Annotated in this window: 18 protein-coding genes and 2 pseudogenes; 9 read left to right on the top strand and 11 right to left on the bottom strand. The window is 62.6% G+C overall.

The features are described 5' to 3' along the window. The first annotated feature begins 77 nt into the window (after window positions 1-77). From dnaN to OHD62_RS05165, 4 genes are all read left to right on the top strand, one after another. Window positions 78-1,196 (top strand): DNA polymerase III subunit beta, encoded by a 1,119-nt coding sequence (gene dnaN, locus OHD62_RS05180; RefSeq protein WP_263781369.1) that lies wholly within the window; start codon window positions 78-80, stop codon window positions 1,194-1,196. 188 nt (window positions 1,197-1,384) lie between these two features. After that, window positions 1,385-2,524, top strand: a complete 1,140-nt coding sequence (recF, locus tag OHD62_RS05175; RefSeq protein ID WP_263781368.1) for a DNA replication/repair protein RecF — start codon at window positions 1,385-1,387, stop codon at window positions 2,522-2,524. A gap of 193 nt (window positions 2,525-2,717) precedes the next feature. Next, window positions 2,718-3,473 (top strand): molybdopterin-synthase adenylyltransferase MoeB, encoded by a 756-nt coding sequence (locus tag OHD62_RS05170; RefSeq protein WP_263781367.1) that lies wholly within the window; start codon window positions 2,718-2,720, stop codon window positions 3,471-3,473. Then, window positions 3,427-3,966 carry a GNAT family N-acetyltransferase gene (locus tag OHD62_RS05165; RefSeq protein WP_412177352.1) on the top strand — a complete coding sequence of 180 codons (540 nt, stop codon included), beginning with the start codon at window positions 3,427-3,429 and terminating at the stop codon, window positions 3,964-3,966. Before OHD62_RS05170 ends, OHD62_RS05165 begins: the two co-directional genes overlap by 47 nt. A 44-nt stretch (window positions 3,967-4,010) precedes the next feature. On the opposite strand, the gene OHD62_RS05160 is transcribed toward OHD62_RS05165, so the two are convergent. Then, window positions 4,011-5,012, bottom strand: coding sequence for a 2-hydroxyacid dehydrogenase (locus tag OHD62_RS05160; protein WP_263781365.1), 1,002 nt, complete (start codon window positions 5,010-5,012; stop codon window positions 4,011-4,013). Window positions 5,013-5,170: 158 nt separating this feature from the next. Here OHD62_RS05160 and OHD62_RS05155 point away from each other — a divergent pair, with 158 nt between their 5' ends. Next, window positions 5,171-5,728 carry an SH3 domain-containing protein gene (locus OHD62_RS05155; RefSeq protein ID WP_263781364.1) on the top strand — a complete coding sequence of 186 codons (558 nt, stop codon included), beginning with the start codon at window positions 5,171-5,173 and terminating at the stop codon, window positions 5,726-5,728. Window positions 5,729-5,808: 80 nt separating this feature from the next. Here OHD62_RS05155 and irrA read toward each other — a convergent pair whose 3' ends face one another. Beyond that, window positions 5,809-6,240: an iron response transcriptional regulator IrrA gene (gene irrA, locus OHD62_RS05150; RefSeq protein WP_006337949.1), complete on the bottom strand. Its 432-nt coding sequence runs from the start codon at window positions 6,238-6,240 to the stop codon at window positions 5,809-5,811. A 241-nt stretch (window positions 6,241-6,481) separates the two neighbouring features. Here irrA and fabA point away from each other — a divergent pair, with 241 nt between their 5' ends. The 4 genes from fabA (at window position 6,482) to OHD62_RS05130 (ending at window position 10,709) form a co-directional block, all read left to right on the top strand. Beyond that, window positions 6,482-7,000, top strand: a complete 519-nt coding sequence (gene fabA / locus OHD62_RS05145) for a 3-hydroxyacyl-[acyl-carrier-protein] dehydratase FabA (protein ID WP_006337950.1) — start codon at window positions 6,482-6,484, stop codon at window positions 6,998-7,000. 31 nt (window positions 7,001-7,031) lie between these two features. Then, on the top strand, window positions 7,032-8,252 hold the full coding sequence (gene fabB, locus OHD62_RS05140) for a beta-ketoacyl-ACP synthase I (protein ID WP_263781363.1): 1,221 nt from the start codon (window positions 7,032-7,034) through the stop codon (window positions 8,250-8,252). 15 nt (window positions 8,253-8,267) lie between these two features. After that, window positions 8,268-9,080, top strand: coding sequence for an enoyl-ACP reductase FabI (gene fabI, locus OHD62_RS05135; RefSeq protein WP_263781362.1), 813 nt, complete (start codon window positions 8,268-8,270; stop codon window positions 9,078-9,080). An 84-nt stretch (window positions 9,081-9,164) separates the two neighbouring features. Next, complete coding sequence (locus OHD62_RS05130; RefSeq protein WP_263781361.1) at window positions 9,165-10,709, top strand: putative bifunctional diguanylate cyclase/phosphodiesterase; 1,545 nt, start codon at window positions 9,165-9,167, stop codon at window positions 10,707-10,709. A gap of 47 nt (window positions 10,710-10,756) precedes the next feature. Here OHD62_RS05130 and OHD62_RS05125 read toward each other — a convergent pair whose 3' ends face one another. The 9 genes and pseudogenes from OHD62_RS05125 to OHD62_RS05090 form a co-directional block, all read right to left on the bottom strand. Continuing rightward, window positions 10,757-11,770 carry a class I SAM-dependent methyltransferase gene (locus tag OHD62_RS05125; protein WP_263781360.1) on the bottom strand — a complete coding sequence of 338 codons (1,014 nt, stop codon included), beginning with the start codon at window positions 11,768-11,770 and terminating at the stop codon, window positions 10,757-10,759. Window positions 11,771-11,839: 69 nt separating this feature from the next. Next, window positions 11,840-13,987: a polyribonucleotide nucleotidyltransferase gene (pnp, locus tag OHD62_RS05120; protein WP_263781359.1), complete on the bottom strand. Its 2,148-nt coding sequence runs from the start codon at window positions 13,985-13,987 to the stop codon at window positions 11,840-11,842. A 279-nt stretch (window positions 13,988-14,266) separates the two neighbouring features. Further along, a complete protein-coding gene (gene rpsO, locus OHD62_RS05115) occupies window positions 14,267-14,578 on the bottom strand; it encodes a 30S ribosomal protein S15 (RefSeq protein WP_274609724.1) in 312 nt (103 codons plus the stop codon). A gap of 151 nt (window positions 14,579-14,729) precedes the next feature. After that, entirely contained in the window at window positions 14,730-15,824 is a 1,095-nt protein-coding gene (corA, locus tag OHD62_RS05110) for a magnesium/cobalt transporter CorA (RefSeq protein ID WP_263781348.1), read from the bottom strand. A gap of 44 nt (window positions 15,825-15,868) precedes the next feature. Next, window positions 15,869-16,108: pseudogene (gene truB, locus OHD62_RS35680) on the bottom strand (tRNA pseudouridine(55) synthase TruB); the annotation flags it as partial. A gap of 72 nt (window positions 16,109-16,180) precedes the next feature. Next, window positions 16,181-16,849: pseudogene (gene truB / locus OHD62_RS05105) on the bottom strand (tRNA pseudouridine(55) synthase TruB); the annotation flags it as partial. Beyond that, entirely contained in the window at window positions 16,849-17,277 is a 429-nt protein-coding gene (gene rbfA / locus OHD62_RS05100) for a 30S ribosome-binding factor RbfA (RefSeq protein ID WP_263781346.1), read from the bottom strand. The pseudogene truB (OHD62_RS05105) and the gene rbfA, both read right to left, overlap by 1 nt. Window positions 17,278-17,388: 111 nt before the next feature. Continuing rightward, entirely contained in the window at window positions 17,389-19,959 is a 2,571-nt protein-coding gene (gene infB, locus OHD62_RS05095; protein WP_263781345.1) for a translation initiation factor IF-2, read from the bottom strand. Next, window positions 19,956-20,606: an RNA-binding protein gene (locus OHD62_RS05090; protein WP_263781344.1), complete on the bottom strand. Its 651-nt coding sequence runs from the start codon at window positions 20,604-20,606 to the stop codon at window positions 19,956-19,958. The genes infB and OHD62_RS05090 overlap by 4 nt, the downstream gene beginning before the upstream one ends. Between the last annotated feature and the right edge of the window lie 30 nt (window positions 20,607-20,636).

Genomic DNA, 20,636 nt, shown 5'->3' with positions numbered 1-20,636 from the left:
TCTGAGCCTGTTCAGACCTTTCGCGGGGCGCCGCTCGCCGGAGACCCGTTCATTCATTCAAGCGAGCCTGTTTCGTCATGCGTGTTATCCTGGAACGGTCAAATCTCCTGAAGTCCCTCAACCACGTTCATCGCGTGGTCGAGCGGCGTAACACCATACCGATCCTGTCGAACGTGCTGTTGAGCGCCGAGGGCGCCACTCTCGAAATGAAGGCGACCGACCTCGATCTGGAGGTGACCGAAGCCACGCCCGCCAAGGTCGAGCGCGGCGGGGCGACAACGGTTCCGGCGCATCTGCTCTACGACATCGTGCGCAAGCTCGCCGAAGGGGCGGAGGTCATGCTGAAGACCGACGAGGACGGCAACGCCATGACGGTCACCTCGGGCCGCTCGAGCTTCCGGCTCCAATGCCTGCCGCAGTCCGATTTCCCGGAACTTTCTGCCGGATCGTTCTCGCATATCTTCCGGCTGGATTCGGTGGCGCTGAGGGGGCTGATCGAGAAGACCCAGTTCGCGATCTCGACCGAAGAGACGCGCTACTATCTGAACGGCATCTATCTGCACACGCATGAGGCCGGCGGCAAGCTGAAGCTGCGTTCGGTGGCAACCGACGGCCATCGTCTGGCGCGCGCCGAGATCGATGCGCCGGCAGGCTCCGAAGGCATGCCGGGCATCATCATTCCGCGCAAAACGGTCAGTGAGCTGCAAAAGCTGGTCGACGATCCCGATGTCGCCGTCACCACCGAATTATCCGATACCAAGATCCGCTTCACCATCGGCAGCGTCGTTTTGACGTCGAAGCTGATCGACGGCACCTTCCCCGACTATCAGCGGGTCATTCCGACGGGCAACGACAAGAAGCTGATCATCGATCGCCAGACTTTCGCCGCCGCCGTCGACCGTGTCTCGACCATTTCTTCCGAGCGCGGCCGAGCCGTAAAGCTTTCGATCGCCGAGGGCCAGGTGACACTCGCAGTCAACAATCCGGATTCGGGCAGCGCCACCGAGGAATTGGCCGCGGACTATTCATCCGACCCGATCGAGATCGGTTTCAACGCCAAATATCTGCTCGACGTCGCCGCCCAACTGACCGGCACAGAGGCAAAGTTCATGCTGGCGGATGCCGGTTCGCCGACACTGATCCACGACATGGCCGATGAAACCGCGCTCTATGTGCTGATGCCGATGCGGGTGTAGCCGCGCTGCGTCGCCGATCGGCGACGCCACGATGACAATGAGTGCGGCAACTTCTAAAGCGCGTCGCGTTCGACCGGCCTCATGCGACGCGCTTTAGATTCTTGTTTTATGCATGTCGTTATCGCAAAACCGCTGCGTACTTTTGCGCGACATGCATATAGCGCGACATGCATATAGGCGGATAGCGGTTGCCGGAACAAACCCACATAAGTAAGCTAACACTTACCAATTTCCGCAATTATGCCGCGCTGTCGATCGGGCTCGATCCTGGGGCCGTGGTGTTTTCCGGCGACAACGGCGCCGGCAAGACCAATCTCCTGGAAGCGATTTCGCTGCTGACGCCGGGGCGTGGCCTACGCCGCGCCCCTTATGCCGATGTGGCACGCGAGGGCGGCGATGGTGGCTTCGCGCTGCATGCCCGGCTCGATGGGCCTGACGGCCCGGTCGAGATCGGCACCGGAATTTCGGGCGGCGACAACGCGGGCGATGGCGGCCGACGAGTGCGGATCAACGGCGCCGCGGCGCGCTCGGCCGACGATATGCTCGAATGGCTGCGCGTCGTCTGGCTGACGCCGGCGATGGATGGTCTGTTTCCTGGCCCGGCCGCCGACCGGCGGCGCTTCCTCGACCGCCTGGTGCTGGCGATCGATCCCGGCCACGGCCAGCGCGCGCTCGACTATGAAAAAGCGATGCGCGGCCGTAACCGACTGCTTACGGAAAATTCACGCGACGGCACCTGGTTCGACGCGATCGAGACGCAGATGGCCGAAACCGGCGTGGCGATTGCCGCGGCACGTGCCGAACTGGTGCGCCTGCTCGCCGCCATGATCGACAGGCTGCCAGGCGACGGCCCGTTTCCGCAAGCCGATATCGGCCTGTTCGGCGAACTGGAAGGCGAGGTCGCCAGCTCGCCAGCGGTCGATGTCGAGGAACGGTTTCGCCACACCCTTGCCGAGGGCCGCGATCGCGACCGCGCCGCCGGGCGCACGCTCGACGGTCCACACCGTTCGGATCTCGTGGTGCGGCACCGGCAAAAGGCGATGCCGGCCGAACTCTGCTCGACCGGCGAGCAGAAGGCGCTGCTGGTCGGCATCGTGCTGTCGCATGCAAGGCTGACGGGCGAGATGTCCGGCATGACGCCAATCCTGCTGCTCGATGAGATCGCAGCACATCTCGACGGCCGCCGGCGCGCCGCGCTGTTCTCGATCCTGGAAGAGCTGAACTGCCAGGCTTTCATGACGGGAACCGACGCGGCGCTGTTTTCCAGCCTCAAGGGACGGGCGCAGTTCCTGACAGTTGACCACGGCACGGTTGGACCAACGGTCTAAAGCGCGTCGCGTTTGACCGGCCTCACGCGACGCGCTTTAGCTTGTTGTTTTATGCATGTCGTTATCGCAAAGCCGCTGCGCACTTTTGCGCGACATGCATTAGATCTTGTTCATGCATATCGTTATCCCAACCGCTATGGGCGACATGCATTAGCCCCCTGACAAGATTTTTCCCTCACTATATGGTCCGGCGATGACCACAGCCGCCCTCACCGACCAAGAACTTGAACGCTACGCCCGCCACATCGTGCTGCCCGAAATCGGCGGAGCCGGCCAGCAGAGGTTGAAACGTGCGCGGGTTCTGGTCATCGGCGCCGGCGGGCTGGGTGCGCCGGTGCTCGAATATCTGGCGGCCGCCGGCGTCGGCACGCTCGGCATCGTCGACGATGACACTGTCTCGCTGTCAAACCTGCAAAGGCAAGTGATCCACGGCACCGACACAGTCGGCATGGCGAAAACCGGCAGCGCCAAGGCGGCGATCGCCCGCATCAACCCCCACGTCGCCGTGGAGGAGCATAATCTCAGGCTGACGGCGGACAACGCTCCTGCCCTCGTCGCCCGCTATGATGTCGTCGTCGACGGCTCCGACAATTTCGAGACACGTTATGCCGTGGCCGACGCCTGCGCGGCGGAAAAACGGCCATTGGTGCATGCCGCCGTCGGCCGCTTCGACGGCTCGGTGACGGTGCTGAAACCGTTCGAGACCGGCACGGACGGTAAGCCGAATCCGAGCTATCGCGATCTCTTTCCCGAGGCACCGCCGCCCGGACTGGTGCCGTCCTGCGCCGTCGCCGGCGTGCTCGGCGTGCTGACCGGTGTTATGGGCACACTGCAAGCCATGGAGGCGATCAAGCTGATCGCCGGCATCGGCGAGCCGCTTGTTGGCCGGCTGCTGCTCTATGATGCGCTGGCCGCGCGCTTCGACACGATCCGCTACAAGAAGAACTAGACCCGTGGAGCGAACCGTAAGCGTGTCCATCACGCAGCTTGCGGCCGATTGCGACCGTTGGGACGAGGTGCTGGCGCTTGTTATGCGTGCGTTCGCCGCGATGGACGGCGTCATCGATCCGCCATCCTCGGCGCATCGGCTCACCGTCGACAATCTCCAGGACAAGGCCGGGCGGGAGACAGTCTTCGCGGCGCTGAAGGGCGGCAGGATCATCGGCTGTGTGTTCGTCCTGGAGCGGACTGACGACTTCTATGTCGGAAAACTTGCTGTCGAGCCGGACCTTCAGGGTCAAGGCATCGGCAGGCGGCTGATGCAGGCTGTCGAGGCGCTTGCCCGCAAGCGCGGCAAGTGCGCGATCGAATTGCAGACGAGGATCGAACTGACTGGAAATCACGCGGCCTTCGCCCGCCTCGGCTTTCGCGAAACGCAACGGACGGCGCATGAGGGCTACAAACGGGCAACCTCGATCACCATGCGCAAGGAGCTTTCGTAAGCTTGCATCGACATAAGGTGCAAGTCGATCGCTGCGATGGCCGGTCACGCCCGCAGCGGCAGCACGCGGTCCGGCGGACGGTGACCATCAAAAAAAGCGCGGATGTTGATGATGACCTTCTCGCCCATGTCGATGCGGCCCTCGAGCGTGGCCGAGCCCATATGTGGCAAAAGCACGACCTTGCCCTTGGCGGCGAGCTTCAGCAATTTCGAGTTCAGCGCCGGCTCATGCTCATAGACATCGAGGCCGGCACCGGCGATCTTGCCATCCTGGATCAGCTTGACCAAAGAGTCCTCGTCGATGATGTCGCCGCGCGCTGTGTTGACGATGTAAGCGGTCGGTTGCATAAGCGCCAGCCGCCGCGCCGAAAGCAGGTGGAAGGTTGCCGGCGTCGATGGACAGTTGACCGAAATGATATCCATGCGGGCAAGCATCTGGTCAAGGCTTTCCCAGTAGGTCGCCTCCAACTCGTCCTCGACCGCCGGCAGTACGCGATGACGGTTGTGGTAGTGGATCGAAAGACCGAAAGCCTTGGCTCGCCTGGCAACCGCGGTGCCGATACGGCCCATGCCGAGAATGCCGAGGCGTTTGCCCCAGATACGCCTGCCCAGCATCCAGGTCGGAGACCAGCCGGCCCATTTCTTGTCGCCGGTCAGCACATTGGCGCCTTCCGCCAGCCGCCGCGGCACCGCCAGCATCAACGCCATCGTCATGTCGGCCGTATCCTCGGTCAGCACGTTCGGCGTATTGGTGACGGTGATGCCCTTCTTGGCCGCCGCCGCCACGTCGATCTTGTCGACGCCATTGCCGAAATTGGCGATCAGCTTAAGGTTCTCGCCGGCCTGGGCGATCAGCGCCGCATCGATATGGTCGGTTATGGTGGGCACCAGAACGTCGGCTTCCTTGACCGCCGCGACCAGTTCCGGCTGCGTCATCGGCCTGTCCTCGACATTCAGCCGGGCGTCGAACAGCTCACGCATACGGGTCTCGACCGGGTCGGGCAGTTTGCGCGTTATGACCACGAGAGGCTTCTTTTTGCCTGCCATTGTTCCCTCGAATCCCGATCTCGTTGAGACCTCTTTAACCAAGACCGGCGAAACTGAGAACCGATCACGGCGCCGGTCATCCATGTAACAAGCGGTGCCGCCGAAGACAAAGAAAAAGGGGCGCCGGGGCCGATGGGCGAGCGCCGAAAGGAACGAAAGTGTCTGGTTTCGCGTCGCTCCGCCTGACCATTTGCGCAGCATTTCTCGGCGCTCTGCTTTACGCCCCTATTGCGGTGGCGCAAAGCGCGGCGGCACCCGCACAGACGATCACGCTCGGGCCGAGCGGCCTGCCGCTGCCGCGCTTCGTCAGCTTGAAATCCGGCCGCGTCAACTCCCGCGTCGGACCAGGCGTCAACTACTCCGTCGACTGGATGTACATGAAGCCCGGCCTGCCGATGGAAATCATCCAGGAATTCGACACCTGGCGTCGCGTGCGCGACGCCGACGGCTCGGAGGGCTGGATCAACCAGTCACTGCTTTCGGGCCGCCGCACGGCGATCGTGGCGCCCTGGCAGCGCGGCAAGGGTGGCCGAATCAATCTTCTTGACGATCCGGACAAGAATGCCAGCGTCGTCGCCATCGTCGAGCCCGGCGTGATGGGCACGATCAAGTCCTGCGACGGCCAGTGGTGCGAGATGACCTTCGACGGCCACACCGGCTGGCTCGCCCAGTCGCTCGTCTGGGGCGCCTATCCGGGCGAGCGGGTCAAGAACTGACCTCTGGCCACGATCTCTTTCGACGGCCAGCGAACGAACAAGGCCAGCGAAGCAAATGCCACTCAGCGCTGGAACGCCGGTCAATCACAGCGTTTGGGGCGCAGCCTCACCACGATGTCGACATTGGCGATCTCCATGCCTTCCGGCGGCTCCGGCAGGTTGGAAACCGTGACGGGACCGCTGGCGATGTCGAAAATCCTGTTTTCGCCTTCGATGTAGAAATGATGGTGGTCGGAGGTGTTGGTGTCGAAATAGGTCTTTGAGCCTTCGACGGCCAGGATGCGCAGGAGGCCCGCCTGGGTGAATTGATGAAGGGCGTTGTAGACGGTGGCCAGCGACACCGGTACGCCAGCAGCGATCGCCTCCTCGTGCAGTTCCTCCGCCGACAGATGGCGGTCGCCCTTGGCAAAAAGCAGATCGGCCAACGCGATGCGCTGGCGCGTCGGCCTCAGGCCGGCTTCGCGAACCCGCTTGTCCACAGCGACATTTTCCTTCCGGCAGCCCAGATCCATCTATTCGTCGAAGCTCACAGTTCCGCCCCAAGACATGCCCAGCATGGCAAAAAACCAATATCAGCCGAAACTGGACACCTCCTGACATATATTCTGTCGGCCGAATACGATCAATAGCGCGCATTGACCCGGGCAGACGGGCAGGTTAAGCGCAAACGCCGGTTTCCGGCCTGAAACAGATTGTGTTAGGAAACCAACGACAAGGGCGCCCTACCGCCCGGAATGATTACGGGGACGATTGATGGCGGGTTCGAAATCCAGCTACGAATACGAGGAATTGCTTGCCTGCGCCCGCGGCGAGCTGTTCGGAGCAGGAAACGCCCAGCTCCCTTATCCGCCGATGCTGATGTTCGACCGCATCACCGAGATCAGCGAGACGGGCGGTGCCTTCGACAAGGGTTTCATTCGCGCCGAATTCGACATCAAGCCGGACCTGTGGTTCTTCGCCTGTCATTTCATCGGCAATCCGATCATGCCGGGGTGCCTCGGGCTCGACGCTATGTGGCAATTGACAGGTTTCTACCTCGGCTGGCTCGGCGAGCCGGGCAAGGGAATGGCGCTGTCGACCGGCGAGGTGAGGTTCAAAGGCATGGTGACGCCGTCGGTCAAGAAGGTGGAGTATGGCGTTGACTTCAAGCGCGTGATGCGCGGGCGGCTGGTGCTTGGCATCGCCGATGGCTGGCTGAAAGCGGATGGCGAGCCCATATACGCGGCAACAGACCTCAAGGTGGGTCTGTCAAAGCAATCGGCGGTCGCCTGATCGTCACCAGACACTCTGGAAGGAGCAGCCCATGAGACGGGTCGTAGTGACAGGCCTCGGCATCGTGTCGTCGATCGGTAACAATGCCAACGAGGTGCAGACCTCGCTCCACGATGCCAAATCCGGCATCAGCTTCTCCGATTCCTTCGCCGAACACGGCTTCCGCTGCCAGGTATGGGGGGCGCCGACGCTCGACCCCTCAGCCATGATCGACCGCCGGGCAATGCGGTTCCTGTCGCAAGGTGCCGCCTGGAACCATGTCGCCATGGATCAGGCGATCACGGATGCAGGACTTGGCGAGAACGACATCACCAATGAGCGCACCGGCATCGTCATGGGATCGGGCGGACCGTCGACCCGAACTATCGTCGAAGCGGCCGAAACCACCCTCAAGAACGGCAGCCCCAAGCGCATCGGTCCGTTTGCCGTGCCGAAGGCGATGTCCTCAACCGCCTCGGCGACGCTTGCCACCTGGTTCAAGATCCACGGCGTCAACTATTCGATCTCCTCAGCCTGCTCAACTTCGGCCCATTGCATCGGCAATGGCTACGAGCTGATCCAGTGGGGCAAGCAGGACATGGTCTTCGCTGGCGGCCATGAGGATCTCGACTGGACGATGTCGGACCTGTTCGACGCGATGGGCGCCATGTCGTCGAAATACAACGACAGGGCATCGGTCGCGTCCCGCGCCTACGACGTCGATCGCGACGGTTTCGTCATTGCCGGCGGCGCCGGCGTGCTGGTTCTGGAAGAGCTCGAGCATGCCAAGGCGCGCGGTGCCAAGATCTATGCCGAGATCGTCGGCTATGGCGCGACCTCCGACGGCCACGACATGGTGGCGCCTTCGGGCGAAGGTGCGGTGCGCTGCATGCGGCAGGCGCTGGCGACCGTTTCTTCGCCGATCGACTACATCAACACGCACGGTACCTCGACGCCGGTCGGCGATTCCAAGGAAATGGGCGCGATCCGCGAAGTGTTCGGCGAGAAGATGCCTTTCATCACCTCGACGAAATCGCTGACCGGTCATTCGCTGGGTGCGGCCGGCGTGCAGGAATCGATCTATTCGATCCTGATGATGCAAGGCGGCTTCATTGGCGAAAGCGCCCATATCGAGAACCTCGATCCGGAATTCGAGGGCATGCCGATCGTGCGAAAGCGCATCGATAACGCCAGGATCGACACTGTTTTGTCCAATTCGTTCGGTTTCGGTGGCACCAACGCAACGCTGGTTTTCCAGCGCTATTCCGCATAAGGGATTTTTCCGGCCATGGACGGATTGATGAAGGGCAAGCGCGGGCTTGTCATGGGTGTCGCCAACGATCATTCGATCGCCTGGGGCATCGCCAAGAAATTGTCCGAACATGGGGCGGAACTCGCCTTCACCTATCAGGGTGAAGCGTTCGGGCGCCGGGTCAAGCCGCTCGCCGACAGGCTTGGTACATCGCTGGTGGTGCCTTGCGATGTCGAGGACAGCGCATCAGTCAGCGCCACCTTCGAGACTTTGGGCAAGGCTTGGGGTGGGCTGGACTTCGTCGTCCATGCCATCGGCTTTTCCGACAAGAATGAACTGAAGGGTCTTTACGCCGACACCAGCCGCGACAATTTCGTCCGCACCATGGTCATCTCCTGCTACTCCTTCACCGAGATCGCCCGTCACGCCGCCAGACTGATGGGGGACAGCGGCTCGATGATCACGCTGACCTATGCGGGCTCCGTTCGCGTCATGCCGAACTACAACGTGATGGGCGTCGCCAAGGCCGGGCTGGAAGCCAGCGTCCGCTATCTCGCCAATGACTACGGTCCGCGCGGCATCAGGGTGAACGGCATATCGGCGGGACCGGTGCGGACACTGGCCGGCGCCGGGATTTCCGATGCACGCCATATGTTTTCCTACCAGCAGCGCAACTCGCCGCTGCGCCGCACTGTGACCATCGACGAGGTCGGCGGTTCGGCGCTCTACCTCTTGTCCGATCTGTCGTCGGGTGTCACCGGCGAAATCCACTATGTCGATTCCGGCTATCACATCGTATCCATGCCGACGCTCGACGAGTTGAAGCAGACCGACGGCGGCAGGGACTAGCCGGTCCAGTAAAAATATTAATATTCGCCGCAACTAATTTTAAGGATATGTCCGCTAGAAGGCCCCGTTACTGGGGACTTTGTAATGGCTGCTGCCAGCAATCCGACGCGAACACCGATATTCCGATTGCTCACTATTGCCAGCTCGGGCATCGGCAGTTTCATCCTCGGGCTGTGGGGCCTCAGATTCGGTTTCGGCGACGGCCTTGCCTCCATGCAGACCGGAACAATGATCGCCATCATAGCGGCCCTTTGCGCGCTCGCTTCGGCGGGAGCGGCGCTGTCCTTCTTTGCCGGCGTCGATGAATCGGCGGACTATGTCTTCAAGGAAACCCATTTCGACAAGCTGACCGGCCTGCTGGCGCGCCCGGCAATGGTCGGCAGGATTGCCGATGCCGCATCCGCAACGATGAAGACCGGCGAACCGGTGTTTCTCATCGACATCGATATCGACCGTTTCAAGCAGATCAACGACGCGATCGGCTACAGCCAGGGCGACGAGCTGATCGTCGCCTTCACCAGCCGGCTGAAGGCAGCAATGCCGGAGGGCGCGGTGATCGGGCGCATCGGCGCCGGCGAGTTCGCCGTGCTCATCACCGATCGGGAGATAGAAGGGCCGCTGGAAAGCGCCGTCGAGAAGCTCATCGAGAAGATGATGGAGCCCTACCAGCTCAGTTCCCACCTGCAATCGGTCAGCCTGTCTGTGGGCATCGTGGCAATGCCGAAGGATGGCGTCGATCCCGTGCTCGTCCTGCGCCGTTCCAATCTGGCGCTGCAGAATGCGCGCGCCAGCGGGGTAGGCAATTGGTCGGTCTTCCATTCCGACATGAGCCAGGTCGCGGATTATCGCCAGTGGGTCGAATCGGAATTGCACATCGCCTTCGACCGCGGCGATTTCGATCTCCACTACCAGCCGCAACTCGACCTTCCGAGCGGCCGTATCGTCGGCTACGAGGCGCTGATCCGCTGGCGGCATCCCGAACGCGGCATGATCCCACCCATGGAGTTCATTCCGATCGCCGAGGAAACCGGCATGATCGGCCCGATCGGCGAATGGGTGCTGCGCAAGGCCTGCAGCGATGCCCGCCATCTGCCCGAGGACTGTTTTGTTGCCGTCAACATCTCGCCGGTCCAGTTCATGACCAAGGATTTCGTCGGCATCGTGCGTGACACGATGGCGAGCACCGGCATCAGGCCGTCGCGGCTGGAGCTGGAAGTCACCGAGACGGCGATGATGCAGGACCGCGACCGCGCCGCCGCCATACTGCGGCAGCTTGCCGACATGGGCATCTCAGTCGCCGTCGACGATTTCGGCACCGGCTATTCCAATCTCAGCTATCTGATCGATTTCTCGTTCGGCAAGCTGAAGATCGACCGCTCCTTCGTCAGCCGCATCGACACCGATTCTAGCTCTGGGGCGGTGGTTTCGACCATTGTCGGGCTCTCGCGGGCGCTTGGCGTCAGCATCATCGCCGAAGGCGTCGAGACCGAAAACCAGGCGACGCTGCTTCGCGCGGCCGGCTGCGAAGTGGTGCAAGGCTTTCTGTACGGCCGGCCCGCGCCACTCGAGCTTGGCGAAGCGCTTACGATCCACGGGACCCGCGAACGGCGCGTCGCCAACCTGCACTGACTGGTATCCCTCAGCCGCTCACTCCCAATGCTTTTGCGCGACAAGCGCTAGCGGCGCGCGGCGAAGATCTTGAACATGCCGTCGCGGGCGGTCTCGGCGTGACTTGAGAAGGCGGCCGCCAACACCGGCTCGTAGGGAAGTTGACGGTTTGCCACCATGAACAGCCGCCCGCCCGGTTTCAGCGCCTTCGCCGCCGCGCGGATCATGCCGGCGCCGATCTCCGGCTCAGTCGCCCGGCTGCGGTGAAAGGGCGGATTCATGACAATTGCGTCGTAGCGGCGCTCAACCGCTTCGCTGAGAAGATCCAGCCAGAAGAAACGCGGATTTGCCGTTGTGCCGCCGACATTGCGCTTTGCCGCTTCGAGCGAGGCGAAGTCCGCCTCGTAAAGGTCGAGCTCCGATATGCCTGGCGAGCGTGCCGCCACCTCGGCTGCCATATAGCCCCAGCCGGCGCAGAAATCGGCAACGTTGCCGCGCAGGTCGTTGGGCAGATTCTCCACCAGGAGTTTCGAACCCGCATCGACCTTGTCGAAAGAGAACATGCCTGGTGCAGTGTGGAAACGGCCCTCGACCAGAAGGGCTGGATTGGCGGCGCGAAGCCCTGCCGCGGCCCCGGTATCAGCCGGCCGGCGAAGCCAGAAGGCGATGCCGTGGTGTTTTGGCAGATGGCCGTCGAGCGGTATCAGTTCGTCGATGCGCTTGCGCAGGCTGGCAATGCCGTCCTCCTTGCCACCGGCAACGACGATCAATCCGCCTGATGCCACGCGTTCCAGCGCCTCGGCGATGCGCAATTCGTTTTGTCCTCGATGACGGCCGGCAAGGATCAGCGCCATGTCAAATCCGCTGCCTTCGGCTTGCGGGGTGACGCTGAAACCCGACGCCTGCAAGACGCGAAAATGCGGCCGGAAGCCTTGCACCAAGTGAAGCGCGGCGTCGAAGCCCTGGGGTAGGCGAAAACCGGGTTCCGCACCTAGAAAGAGCACGCGCTCGCCCTTTCGCGGCAAGGCAATAGCCTCGGCCTCGAACGGATGGAACAGCGTCTTCAGCGGCTCGGCGGACATTCTGATGGCTCTATAAACGAAAACGGGCGCGACATCGCCGCGCCCGTTCGATTTGCATTCTCAGAACGTTCAGGCGGCGTTTTCTTCGCCTTCGGCCTTCTTGTCGCGGACGATTTCCTTGCCGGTGGCCTGGTCGACGACCTTCATCGACAGGCGGACCTTGCCGCGCTCATCGAAGCCCATCAGCTTGACCCAGACTTTGTCGCCTTCCTTGACGACGTCGGAGGTCTTGGCGACACGGTCGTTGGCGAGTTGCGAGATGTGGACGAGGCCGTCACGCGGACCGAAGAAGTTGACGAAGGCGCCGAAGTCGGCGGTCTTGACGACCGTGCCTTCGTAGATCTCGCCGACTTCCGGCTCGGCGACGATGGTGTGGATCCACTTCTTCGCCGCCTCGATCTCCTTGGCGTTGGACGAGGCGATCTTGACGGTGCCATCGTCCTCGATGTTGATCTTGGCGCCGGTCTTTTCGACAATCTCGCGGATGACCTTGCCGCCCGATCCGATGACGTCGCGGATCTTGTCGGTCGGGATGTGCATGACCTCAATGCGCGGCGCGAACTCGCCGAGCTCGGCACGCGCGCCGGAGAGCGCATGGGACATTTCGCCGAGGATATGCTGACGGCCGTCCTTGGCCTGGTCGAGCGCGATCTTCATGATCTCTTCGGTGATGCCCTCGATCTTGATGTCCATCTGCAACGAGGTGATGCCGTTGGCCGTGCCGGCGACCTTAAAGTCCATGTCGCCGAGGTGATCCTCGTCGCCGAGAATGTCGGAGAGAACCGCGAAGCGCTCGCCTTCCTTGATCAGGCCCATGGCGATACCGGCGACGGGCTTGGCCAGCGGCACACCGGCATCCATCAGCGCCAGCGAGGTGCCGCAGACGGTGGCCATCGATGACGAACCGTTGGACTCGGTGATCTCCGAGACGACGCGCAGCGTGTAGGGGAACTGGTCCGCGGTCGGCAGCATCGGACGAATGGCGCGCCAGGCGAGCTTGCCGTGGCCGATTTCGCGGCGGCCCGGCGAACCCATGCGGCCGGTTTCACCGACGGAATAGGGAGGAAAGTTGTAGTGCAGGAGGAACTTCTCCTTGTACATGCCGGTCAGTGAATCGACATACTGCTCGTCCTCGCCGGTGCCGAGCGTGGCAACGACCAGCGCCTGGGTCTCGCCGCGGGTGAACAGCGCCGAACCGTGCGTGCGCGGCAGGACGCCGACTTCGGAGACGATCTTGCGGACCGTCTTCAGGTCGCGGCCGTCGATGCGCGAGCCGGTGTCGAGGATGTTCCAGCGCACGACCTTGGCCTGGAGTTCCTTGAACACGCTGCCGATCTGCTCGGACGTGTACTTGGCCTCTTCGCCTTCGGCCGGCGCGAACGCGGTCTTGACCTTCGCCTTGACGGCGTCGACGGCGGCATAGCGCTTCTGCTTGTCGGTGATCTTGTAGGCTTCGCGAAGCTCGTCGCCAACGATCTTCAGCATCTCGGCTTCGAGCGCGGAATAGTCCGGCGCGGTAAAATCGCGGGGATCCTTGGCGGCGACCTCGGCCAGCTTAATGATCGCGTCGATCACCGGCTGGAAGCCCCGGTGGCCGAACATGACGGCGCCGAGCATCAGATCCTCGCCGAGCTCCTTGGCTTCGGACTCGACCATCAGCACGGCGTCGGCGGTGCCGGCGACGACGAGATCAAGCTTGGATTCCTGCATTTCGTCGACATGTGGGTTGAGCACATATTCGCCGTTGATGTAGCCGACGCGGGCGCCGCCGACCGGGCCCATAAAGGGCACGCCGGACAGCGTCAGAGCCGCCGAAGTGGCGACGATCGACAGGATGTCCGGATCGTTCTCGAGGTCGTGCTGGACGACGGTGACGACAATCTGCGTGTCGTTCTTGTAGCCGTCGGCGAAAAGCGGGCGGATCGGGCGGTCGATCAGGCGGGAAACCAGCGTTTCCTTCTCGCTCGGACGACCTTCGCGCTTGAAATAGCCGCCCGGGATCTTGCCGGCGGCATAGGTCTTTTCCTGGTAGTTGACGGTCAGCGGGAAGAAATCGAGGCCGGGCTTCGGCTCCTTCATCGAAACGACGGTGGCGAGAACCTTGGTTTCGCCGTAGGTGGCTAGTACTGCGCCGTCGGCCTGGCGGGCGATCTTGCCGGTTTCCAGGATGAGCGGGCGACCGCCCCATTCGATTTCCACTTTGTGGTGATTGAACATGTCTTGTCCTTAATATGCGGAAAAGGCCGCGCCGTTTCAGCGTGCGCGAATGACCCTTTCCCTTGGCTTCCTTTCTCGGGCAGCCACGGGCAAGACAACGGGAAGCTCGGGTAAATCCGGCGCGGTGGCCGCACGAGCGTCCTGCAATCCTGCCCCATGACCGTCCATGGGCGGTTTCGAGTGGCCCTCTGCACGCTCGAAACCGGATCTGGCCAATCGATGCGACTGGCAGAATGCGCGACCGGCGGACTTTCCGAAGAAAGCCCGCCGGTCAATTCGTCAACGGCGCAGACCGAGCTTCTCGATCAGCGTCTGGTAGCGCGCGTCATCCTTGCGCTTGAGATAATCAAGCAGGCTGCGGCGCTGGGAGACGAGAGCGAGTAGACCACGGCGGGAATGGTTATCCTTCTTGTGGTCCTTGAAATGATCGGTCAGGTTCTTGATGCGCTCGGAAAGGATGGCCACCTGGACTTCCGGAGACCCGGTATCGCCCTTGGCGGTTGCGAATTCACCCATCAATTCCTTCTTGCGCTCGGCAGTAATCGACATCGTGTTTTTCCTTATCTGTTTGAGGAAACGGGTCGCCCTCAGCCGGGATGTCGTCCAGCAGGGGCCGGTGCAAGCAAAGCGTCAGTGCGCGATGCTGCGGCGCATATAGTGCAATTCCCAGGAAAACACCAGCCCAATTCACAAGCCGGCTTTCTCACGGCTTTCGCGAGAGAAACGAAGACTTTCGCCTCCACTAAAGCCACTTCTTCCATTTGAAGAAGGCGACAAGAGAAACCGCGACAAGCAACATGAAGGCGAGCGCAGCCGGATAACCATAGTGAGCTTTCAGCTCCGGCATGTTCCATGGCGAGGTTTCGGGGTCGAAATTCATGCCCCACACACCAACGAGGAAGGTGAGCGGCATGAAGATGACCGAGACGATGGTCAGGTAGGAGATGACGTCGTTGGTGCGCGCCTGGCTCAGCGACAGATGCATCTCGATGAGGCCGGTCAGCATGTCGCGCTGGGTTTCGACCAGTTCGATGAGCCGAAGCGAATGATCGAGCGTGTCGTTGAGGAATATCTTGGTCTCAGCCTTCACATAGGGCACGTCGTTGCGGATCAGCGTCGCCAGCGCATCGCGCATCGGCCAGAGCACGCCTTTCAACACATTGGCGTCGCGCCGCAACTCGTGCAACTGCCGCATCTGGTGCTTGTGCGTCGTGTGCAGCATCTGGTCCTCGATGCCGTCGACCAGTTCGCCGGCGGTCTCGATCGGCGGGAAATAGCTGTCGACGATGGCGTCGATCAGCGCATAGGCGAGGTAATCGGCGCCGCGCGAGCGCAGGCGATTAGGCACCGAGCTTCCGATGCGCTTGCGCACGGGATCGAACGGATCGCCCTCGCGCTCCTGGAAGGTGACGACGAAGTTCCTGCCGAAGAAGACGGCGATCTGCTCATAGCGATGCGCCGTGACATCATCGATCATCCTGACGACGACGAAGGCATGGTCTTCGAAGAAATCCACCTTCGGCCGCTGGCCGGTGTTGACGACATCTTCCAGCGCCAGCGGATGCAGGCTGAAAATACGGCCGATCTCCTCGATCAGCGGGATGTTGGCAAGGCCGGTGCAGTCGAGCCAGATGACCGGCCAATTGTCGCAATGGGTGTTGAGGTCGTCGATGCTGGCATTTTCGATCGTCTCGAACTTGTCGGGCGCGATCAACGTCAGCCGCAGCTCGGACCGGCGGGCCGCCGGATCTGCAATCAGCGTGCCTGGCGATGCACCTACCGGCGGCCGCCGCGTTACGACCGGCGCCCGCTTCCTGACCGTCTCAGCCTTTGCCATGTGTCCCCCGGGATAGACGTCCGATTGAGATTAGACGATGGGATTCACCCGGCAAAGACCCGCTTCGGCTTGAACATGCCTTGCTCGATGGCGCCGATGGCGACCAGCTTGCCACGTGCCGTGGCGCAGGCTTCCTCGGCCTCCACCGGCGCGTCGCGGCCGCGGATGATGACCGGATTGCCGAGCCGGATTTTCGTCGCCGCATCGTCGCTGATGGCAATCTGCGGCAGGCAGTCGAGCGCCGCAGCGGTGTCGACCAGAAGTGCGTCGATGGCTGTGAAGTCGACCGGGAGATCGGGAGCCTCTGATGCAGCATCGGCCGTATCCGGATCCTCACCGCCCTGTTCGCCGAAACGCGCTGCTTCCAGTTCGGCGAGGGTGACGAAATCATCCTGCGTGAACGGCTCGACCTCGATCCGGCGCAGCTCGGCGATGTGGCCGAAGCAGCCGAGGTCGCGGCCCATGTCGCGGGCCAGCGAGCGCACATAGGTACCCTTGCCGCATTCGACCTCGAAAATGGTGTAGTCGGCGGCTTGCTCGACCAGGTCGAGACGGCCGATCTCGACCTCGCGCGGCGGAATGTCGACCGTCTCGCCGTCGCGGGCGAGGTCGTAGGCACGTTCGCCAGCGATCTTGATGGCCGAGAATTGCGGCGGCGTCTGCATGATGATGCCGGTGTACTTCGGCAGCAGTGCCCGAACATCGGCTTCTGCCGGCCGCTGCTCGGAACTCTTCGTCACCGGACCTTCGAGGTCATCGGTTGAACGCTCCTCACCCCAGGCAACGGTGAAGCGATAAATCTTGGCGCCGTCCTGGACATAGGGGACGGTCTTGGTCGCCTCGCCGAGCGCGATCGGCAGCATGCCGGAGGCGAGCGGGTCGAGCGTGCCGGCATGGCCGGCCTTTTCCGCCTGGAACAGCCATTTGATCTTGGAGACGGCTTCGGTCGAGCCCATGCCAACCGGCTTGTCCAGCACCAGCCAGCCAGAGACCGGCCGGCCTTTCTTCTTGCTGCGGCGCGCCACTATTTTTCGTCCTTGTCGTTGTCGATACCGAGATCATTGTCGCTGCCGAGGTCGCGCGCCACTTCGGGCGAGTGCAGCAATTCGTTGATCTTCTGGAAATTGTCGTAGCTGGTGTCGAGCCGGAAGCGGAATTCCGGCATGTACTTCATCTGCCTAAGCGCACCGGAAACGCGACCGCGCACGAATTTCGCGTGCTTGTTGAGCGCCTCGACCACGGCGTCAGTATCCTTGACGCCGAGCGGCGAGACGAAGGCTGTGGCGATCTTCAGATCAGGCGACATCCGTACTTCCGAGACCGAAACCACTGCATTTTCAATCAGCGGATCGGTGATCTCGCCGCGCTGCAGGGTTTCGGACAGCGCATGACGCACCTGTTCGCCGACGCGCAGCATGCGCTGGGATGGACCTGATGTAGTTGGACGGGGCATTTTTTCATGTCCTGAAATCGTGAGGCTAGGGATGGGACCAGGCCACATGTCTCATATGTTTTGGGCGGCAGCCTTTCGACCACCGCCCGGTCATTTCGACAGTATACGAACTCAGAGCGTCCGGGTCACCATCTCGACGCGGAAGCACTCGATGACGTCGCCGACGCGCATGTCCTCGTAGTTCTGGAAGGCCATGCCGCATTCCTGGCCGCCGGGAACTTCCGAAACCTCGTCCTTGAAGCGCTTCAGGGTCTTCAGCGTGCCTTCGTGGATGACGACGTTGTCGCGGATCAGGCGCACGCCTGCACCACGCTCGACCTTGCCTTCGGTGACACGGCAGCCGGCGATCTTGCCAACCTTGGTGATGTCGAAGATCTCGAGGATCTCGGCATTGCCGATGAAGGTCTCGCGGCGCTCCGGCGAGAGCAGGCCCGAAAGTGCTGCCTTCACGTCATCGACGAGATTGTAGATGATCGAGTAGTAGCGGATCTCGATGCCTGCCGCGGCGGCAGCCGCACGCGCCTGTACATTGGCGCGGACGTTGAAGCCGATGATCGCGGCCCCGGAAGTCTCCGCCAGCGACACGTCGCTTTCGGTGATGCCGCCGGCGCCGGCATGGACGATGCGTGCGCGCACCTCGTCGGTGCCGAGCTTGTCGAGCGCGGCGTTGATCGCCTCGATCGAGCCCTGCACGTCGCCCTTGATGACTAGCGGGAATTCCTTCAGGCCGCTCGTCTGCAATTGCGACATCATCTGTTCGAGCGAGCCGCGCTGGCCGGCATGCTTGGCCACCGCCTTCTCGCGCGCCAGGCGCTGACGATATTCGGTGATCTCGCGGGCGCGGGCCTCGTTGTTGACCACGGCGAAACGGTCACCGGCCTGCGGCGTGCCTTGCAGGCCAAGCACCTCGACCGGCATCGCCGGCGGGGCTTCCTTGACCTGCTCGCCACGATCGTTGACCAGCGCGCGCACCCGGCCCCATTCATTGCCGGCGACAAGGATGTCGCCCGGCATCAGCGTGCCGGTCTGCACCAGCACGGTGGCGACGGGACCACGGCCCTTGTCGAGCTGGGCCTCGATGACGACGCCTTCGGCGGTACGATCCGGATTGGCCTTGAGGTCGAGGATTTCTGCCTGCAGCAGGATCGCTTCGAGCAGCTTGTCGAGATTGGTGCCCTTGGTTGCCGACACTTCGACGTCCAGGACCTCACCGCCCATCGATTCTACAAAGACCTCATGGCGCAGCAGTTCCGAACGCACTTTCTGCGCATCGGCCTGCGGCTTGTCGATCTTGTTGATCGCCACGATGATCGGCACACCGGCCGCCTTGGCATGGCTGATCGATTCGATCGTCTGCGGCATCACACTGTCGTCGGCTGCCACCACGAGGATGGCGATGTCGGTCGCCTGGGCGCCGCGGGCACGCATCGCCGTGAAGGCGGCGTGGCCGGGCGTGTCGATGAAGGTGATCTTGTGGCCGTTCTTCTCGACCTGATAGGCACCGATATGCTGGGTGATGCCGCCAGCCTCGCCGGATACGACATTGGCGTTGCGGATGGCATCGAGCAACGAGGTCTTGCCGTGGTCGACGTGGCCCATGATGGTCACTACCGGCGGACGCGACTCGAGATCTTCGGGACGGTCGGCGATATTGAACAGGCCTTCCTCGATGTCGGACTCGGCGACGCGGCGAACCGTGTGGCCGAATTCAGTGGCGACCAGTTCGGCCGTGTCGGCGTCGATGACGTCGCCCGGCTTCAGGATCTGGCCCTGCTTCATGAAGAACTTGACCACATCGACGGCGCGCTCGGACATGCGCTGCGCCAGTTCCTGGATGGTGATGGTTTCGGGCAGGATCACTTCGCGCATGACTTTCTCGCGCGGCTCGTTGTGCATCGCGCGCTTGAATTTCTCCTGACGCCGACGCATCGACGACAGCGAACGGGCGCGCGCATCCTCCTCTGAAAGCGCGGTGTTGAGCGTCAGCTTGCCACGGCGGCGATCTTCCTCGCCCTTGGTGGGCTTGGCCGGACGTGCCACCTCGGGGGTGACCAGACGTCGTACAGGAGCACCGGCGCCGGCACGTTTCGGCTTGACGTCCTCGTCGTCGTCGACGGTCGCCAGTTCGGCGGCAAGCGGCGCGCGGCGGCGCGCCTCTTCCTCGGCACGGCGGCGGGACTCGGCCTCGGTCTGCAGCCGCGCCTCTTCCTCGGCCTGACGGCGCGCGGATTCCTCGCGCTCACGCTTGCGGCGCTCTTCATCCTCGGCGCGGCGCTTGGCCTCGTCGATGGCGCGCTGGCGATCCTCGACGTCGCGGACCTTGGAACCTTCGAGGGCCCGGCGGCGCGCTTCCATCTCATTGCGCGACAATTCGTTCAGCACCATGCCGCCGCGTTCGACCGGTTGCGGAGGTGGCGGCGCCTTGGGTGCTTCCTGCACGACAGGCGCTGCCGCGACCGGCGGCTTAGGCGTGAAGACGGACACAGGAGCAGCGGCCGGCTCCGGCTTGTCGCCGGGCAGCGAGAACTTGCGCTTCTTGGTCTCGACGACGACCGACTTGGTGCGGCCGTGCGAGAAATTCTGGCGCACCGTGCCCTGTTCCGTACCGGGGCGCTTCAGCGTCAAAGTCTTCTTCGGCGTAACACTCAACGTCTTGTCGTCGCCCGATTTCGTATCGCTCATTCCATATCCTCTGCGGCATCATCTTCGTCAGCAACGGCCGCAAGCATTGCCAGATCGTCCGGGGAACCGCCCCGATACCGGTCGAGCGCAACCATGCGCTTCTGGACCGCCCTGCCCGCGTCTCCCGCGAGAACGGCAGCATGTATCACATTTGTACCCCCCAATGCCAAGCTCAACTCGGCCTCGGAGAAAAGTTTGTAGGCAAGGATGACCGGCCCGCCGAGATGGACGGTTGCCCGGCGCGCCTGGCTGATCTTGCGCACGCCATCATCGGACGCCTCGGCCGCGTGGAGCACGAAAAGCGCCAGCCCGCCGCGCACCGCGCTCTCGACTTTCGTGGCGCCGAGCGCGATTGCGCCTGCCTTGCGAGCAAGTCCCAGCATACCCAGAGCGGATCTGGAAAGCAGCCCATCAACCATACCACCGAGATCGGTCGGCACGGCCACTTGCGCCTTGAAGGCGCGGGCAAACAGGTTTTTCGCTGCCGCCTTGTCGATATGTAGGCGGTCGGCCGTCACCCAGCAACCACGGCCGGGCAGGTTTTTCTTGATGTCCGGAACGACGGCCGAATCCGGGCCGACGACGAAACGGATCAATTCATCCGGTTCGGCCTGTCTGCGCGTGACGATGCAGGTGCGATCGTTCATCTCGTCCAAGGGCGGGTTGTGTGCGATGCG

Source organism: Mesorhizobium sp. YC-39 (assembly GCF_025753795.1).
GTDB lineage: Bacteria > Pseudomonadota > Alphaproteobacteria > Rhizobiales > Rhizobiaceae > Mesorhizobium.
Note: the sequence above shows the minus strand (reverse complement) of the source record. Positions and strands in the feature narration are given on the sequence as shown.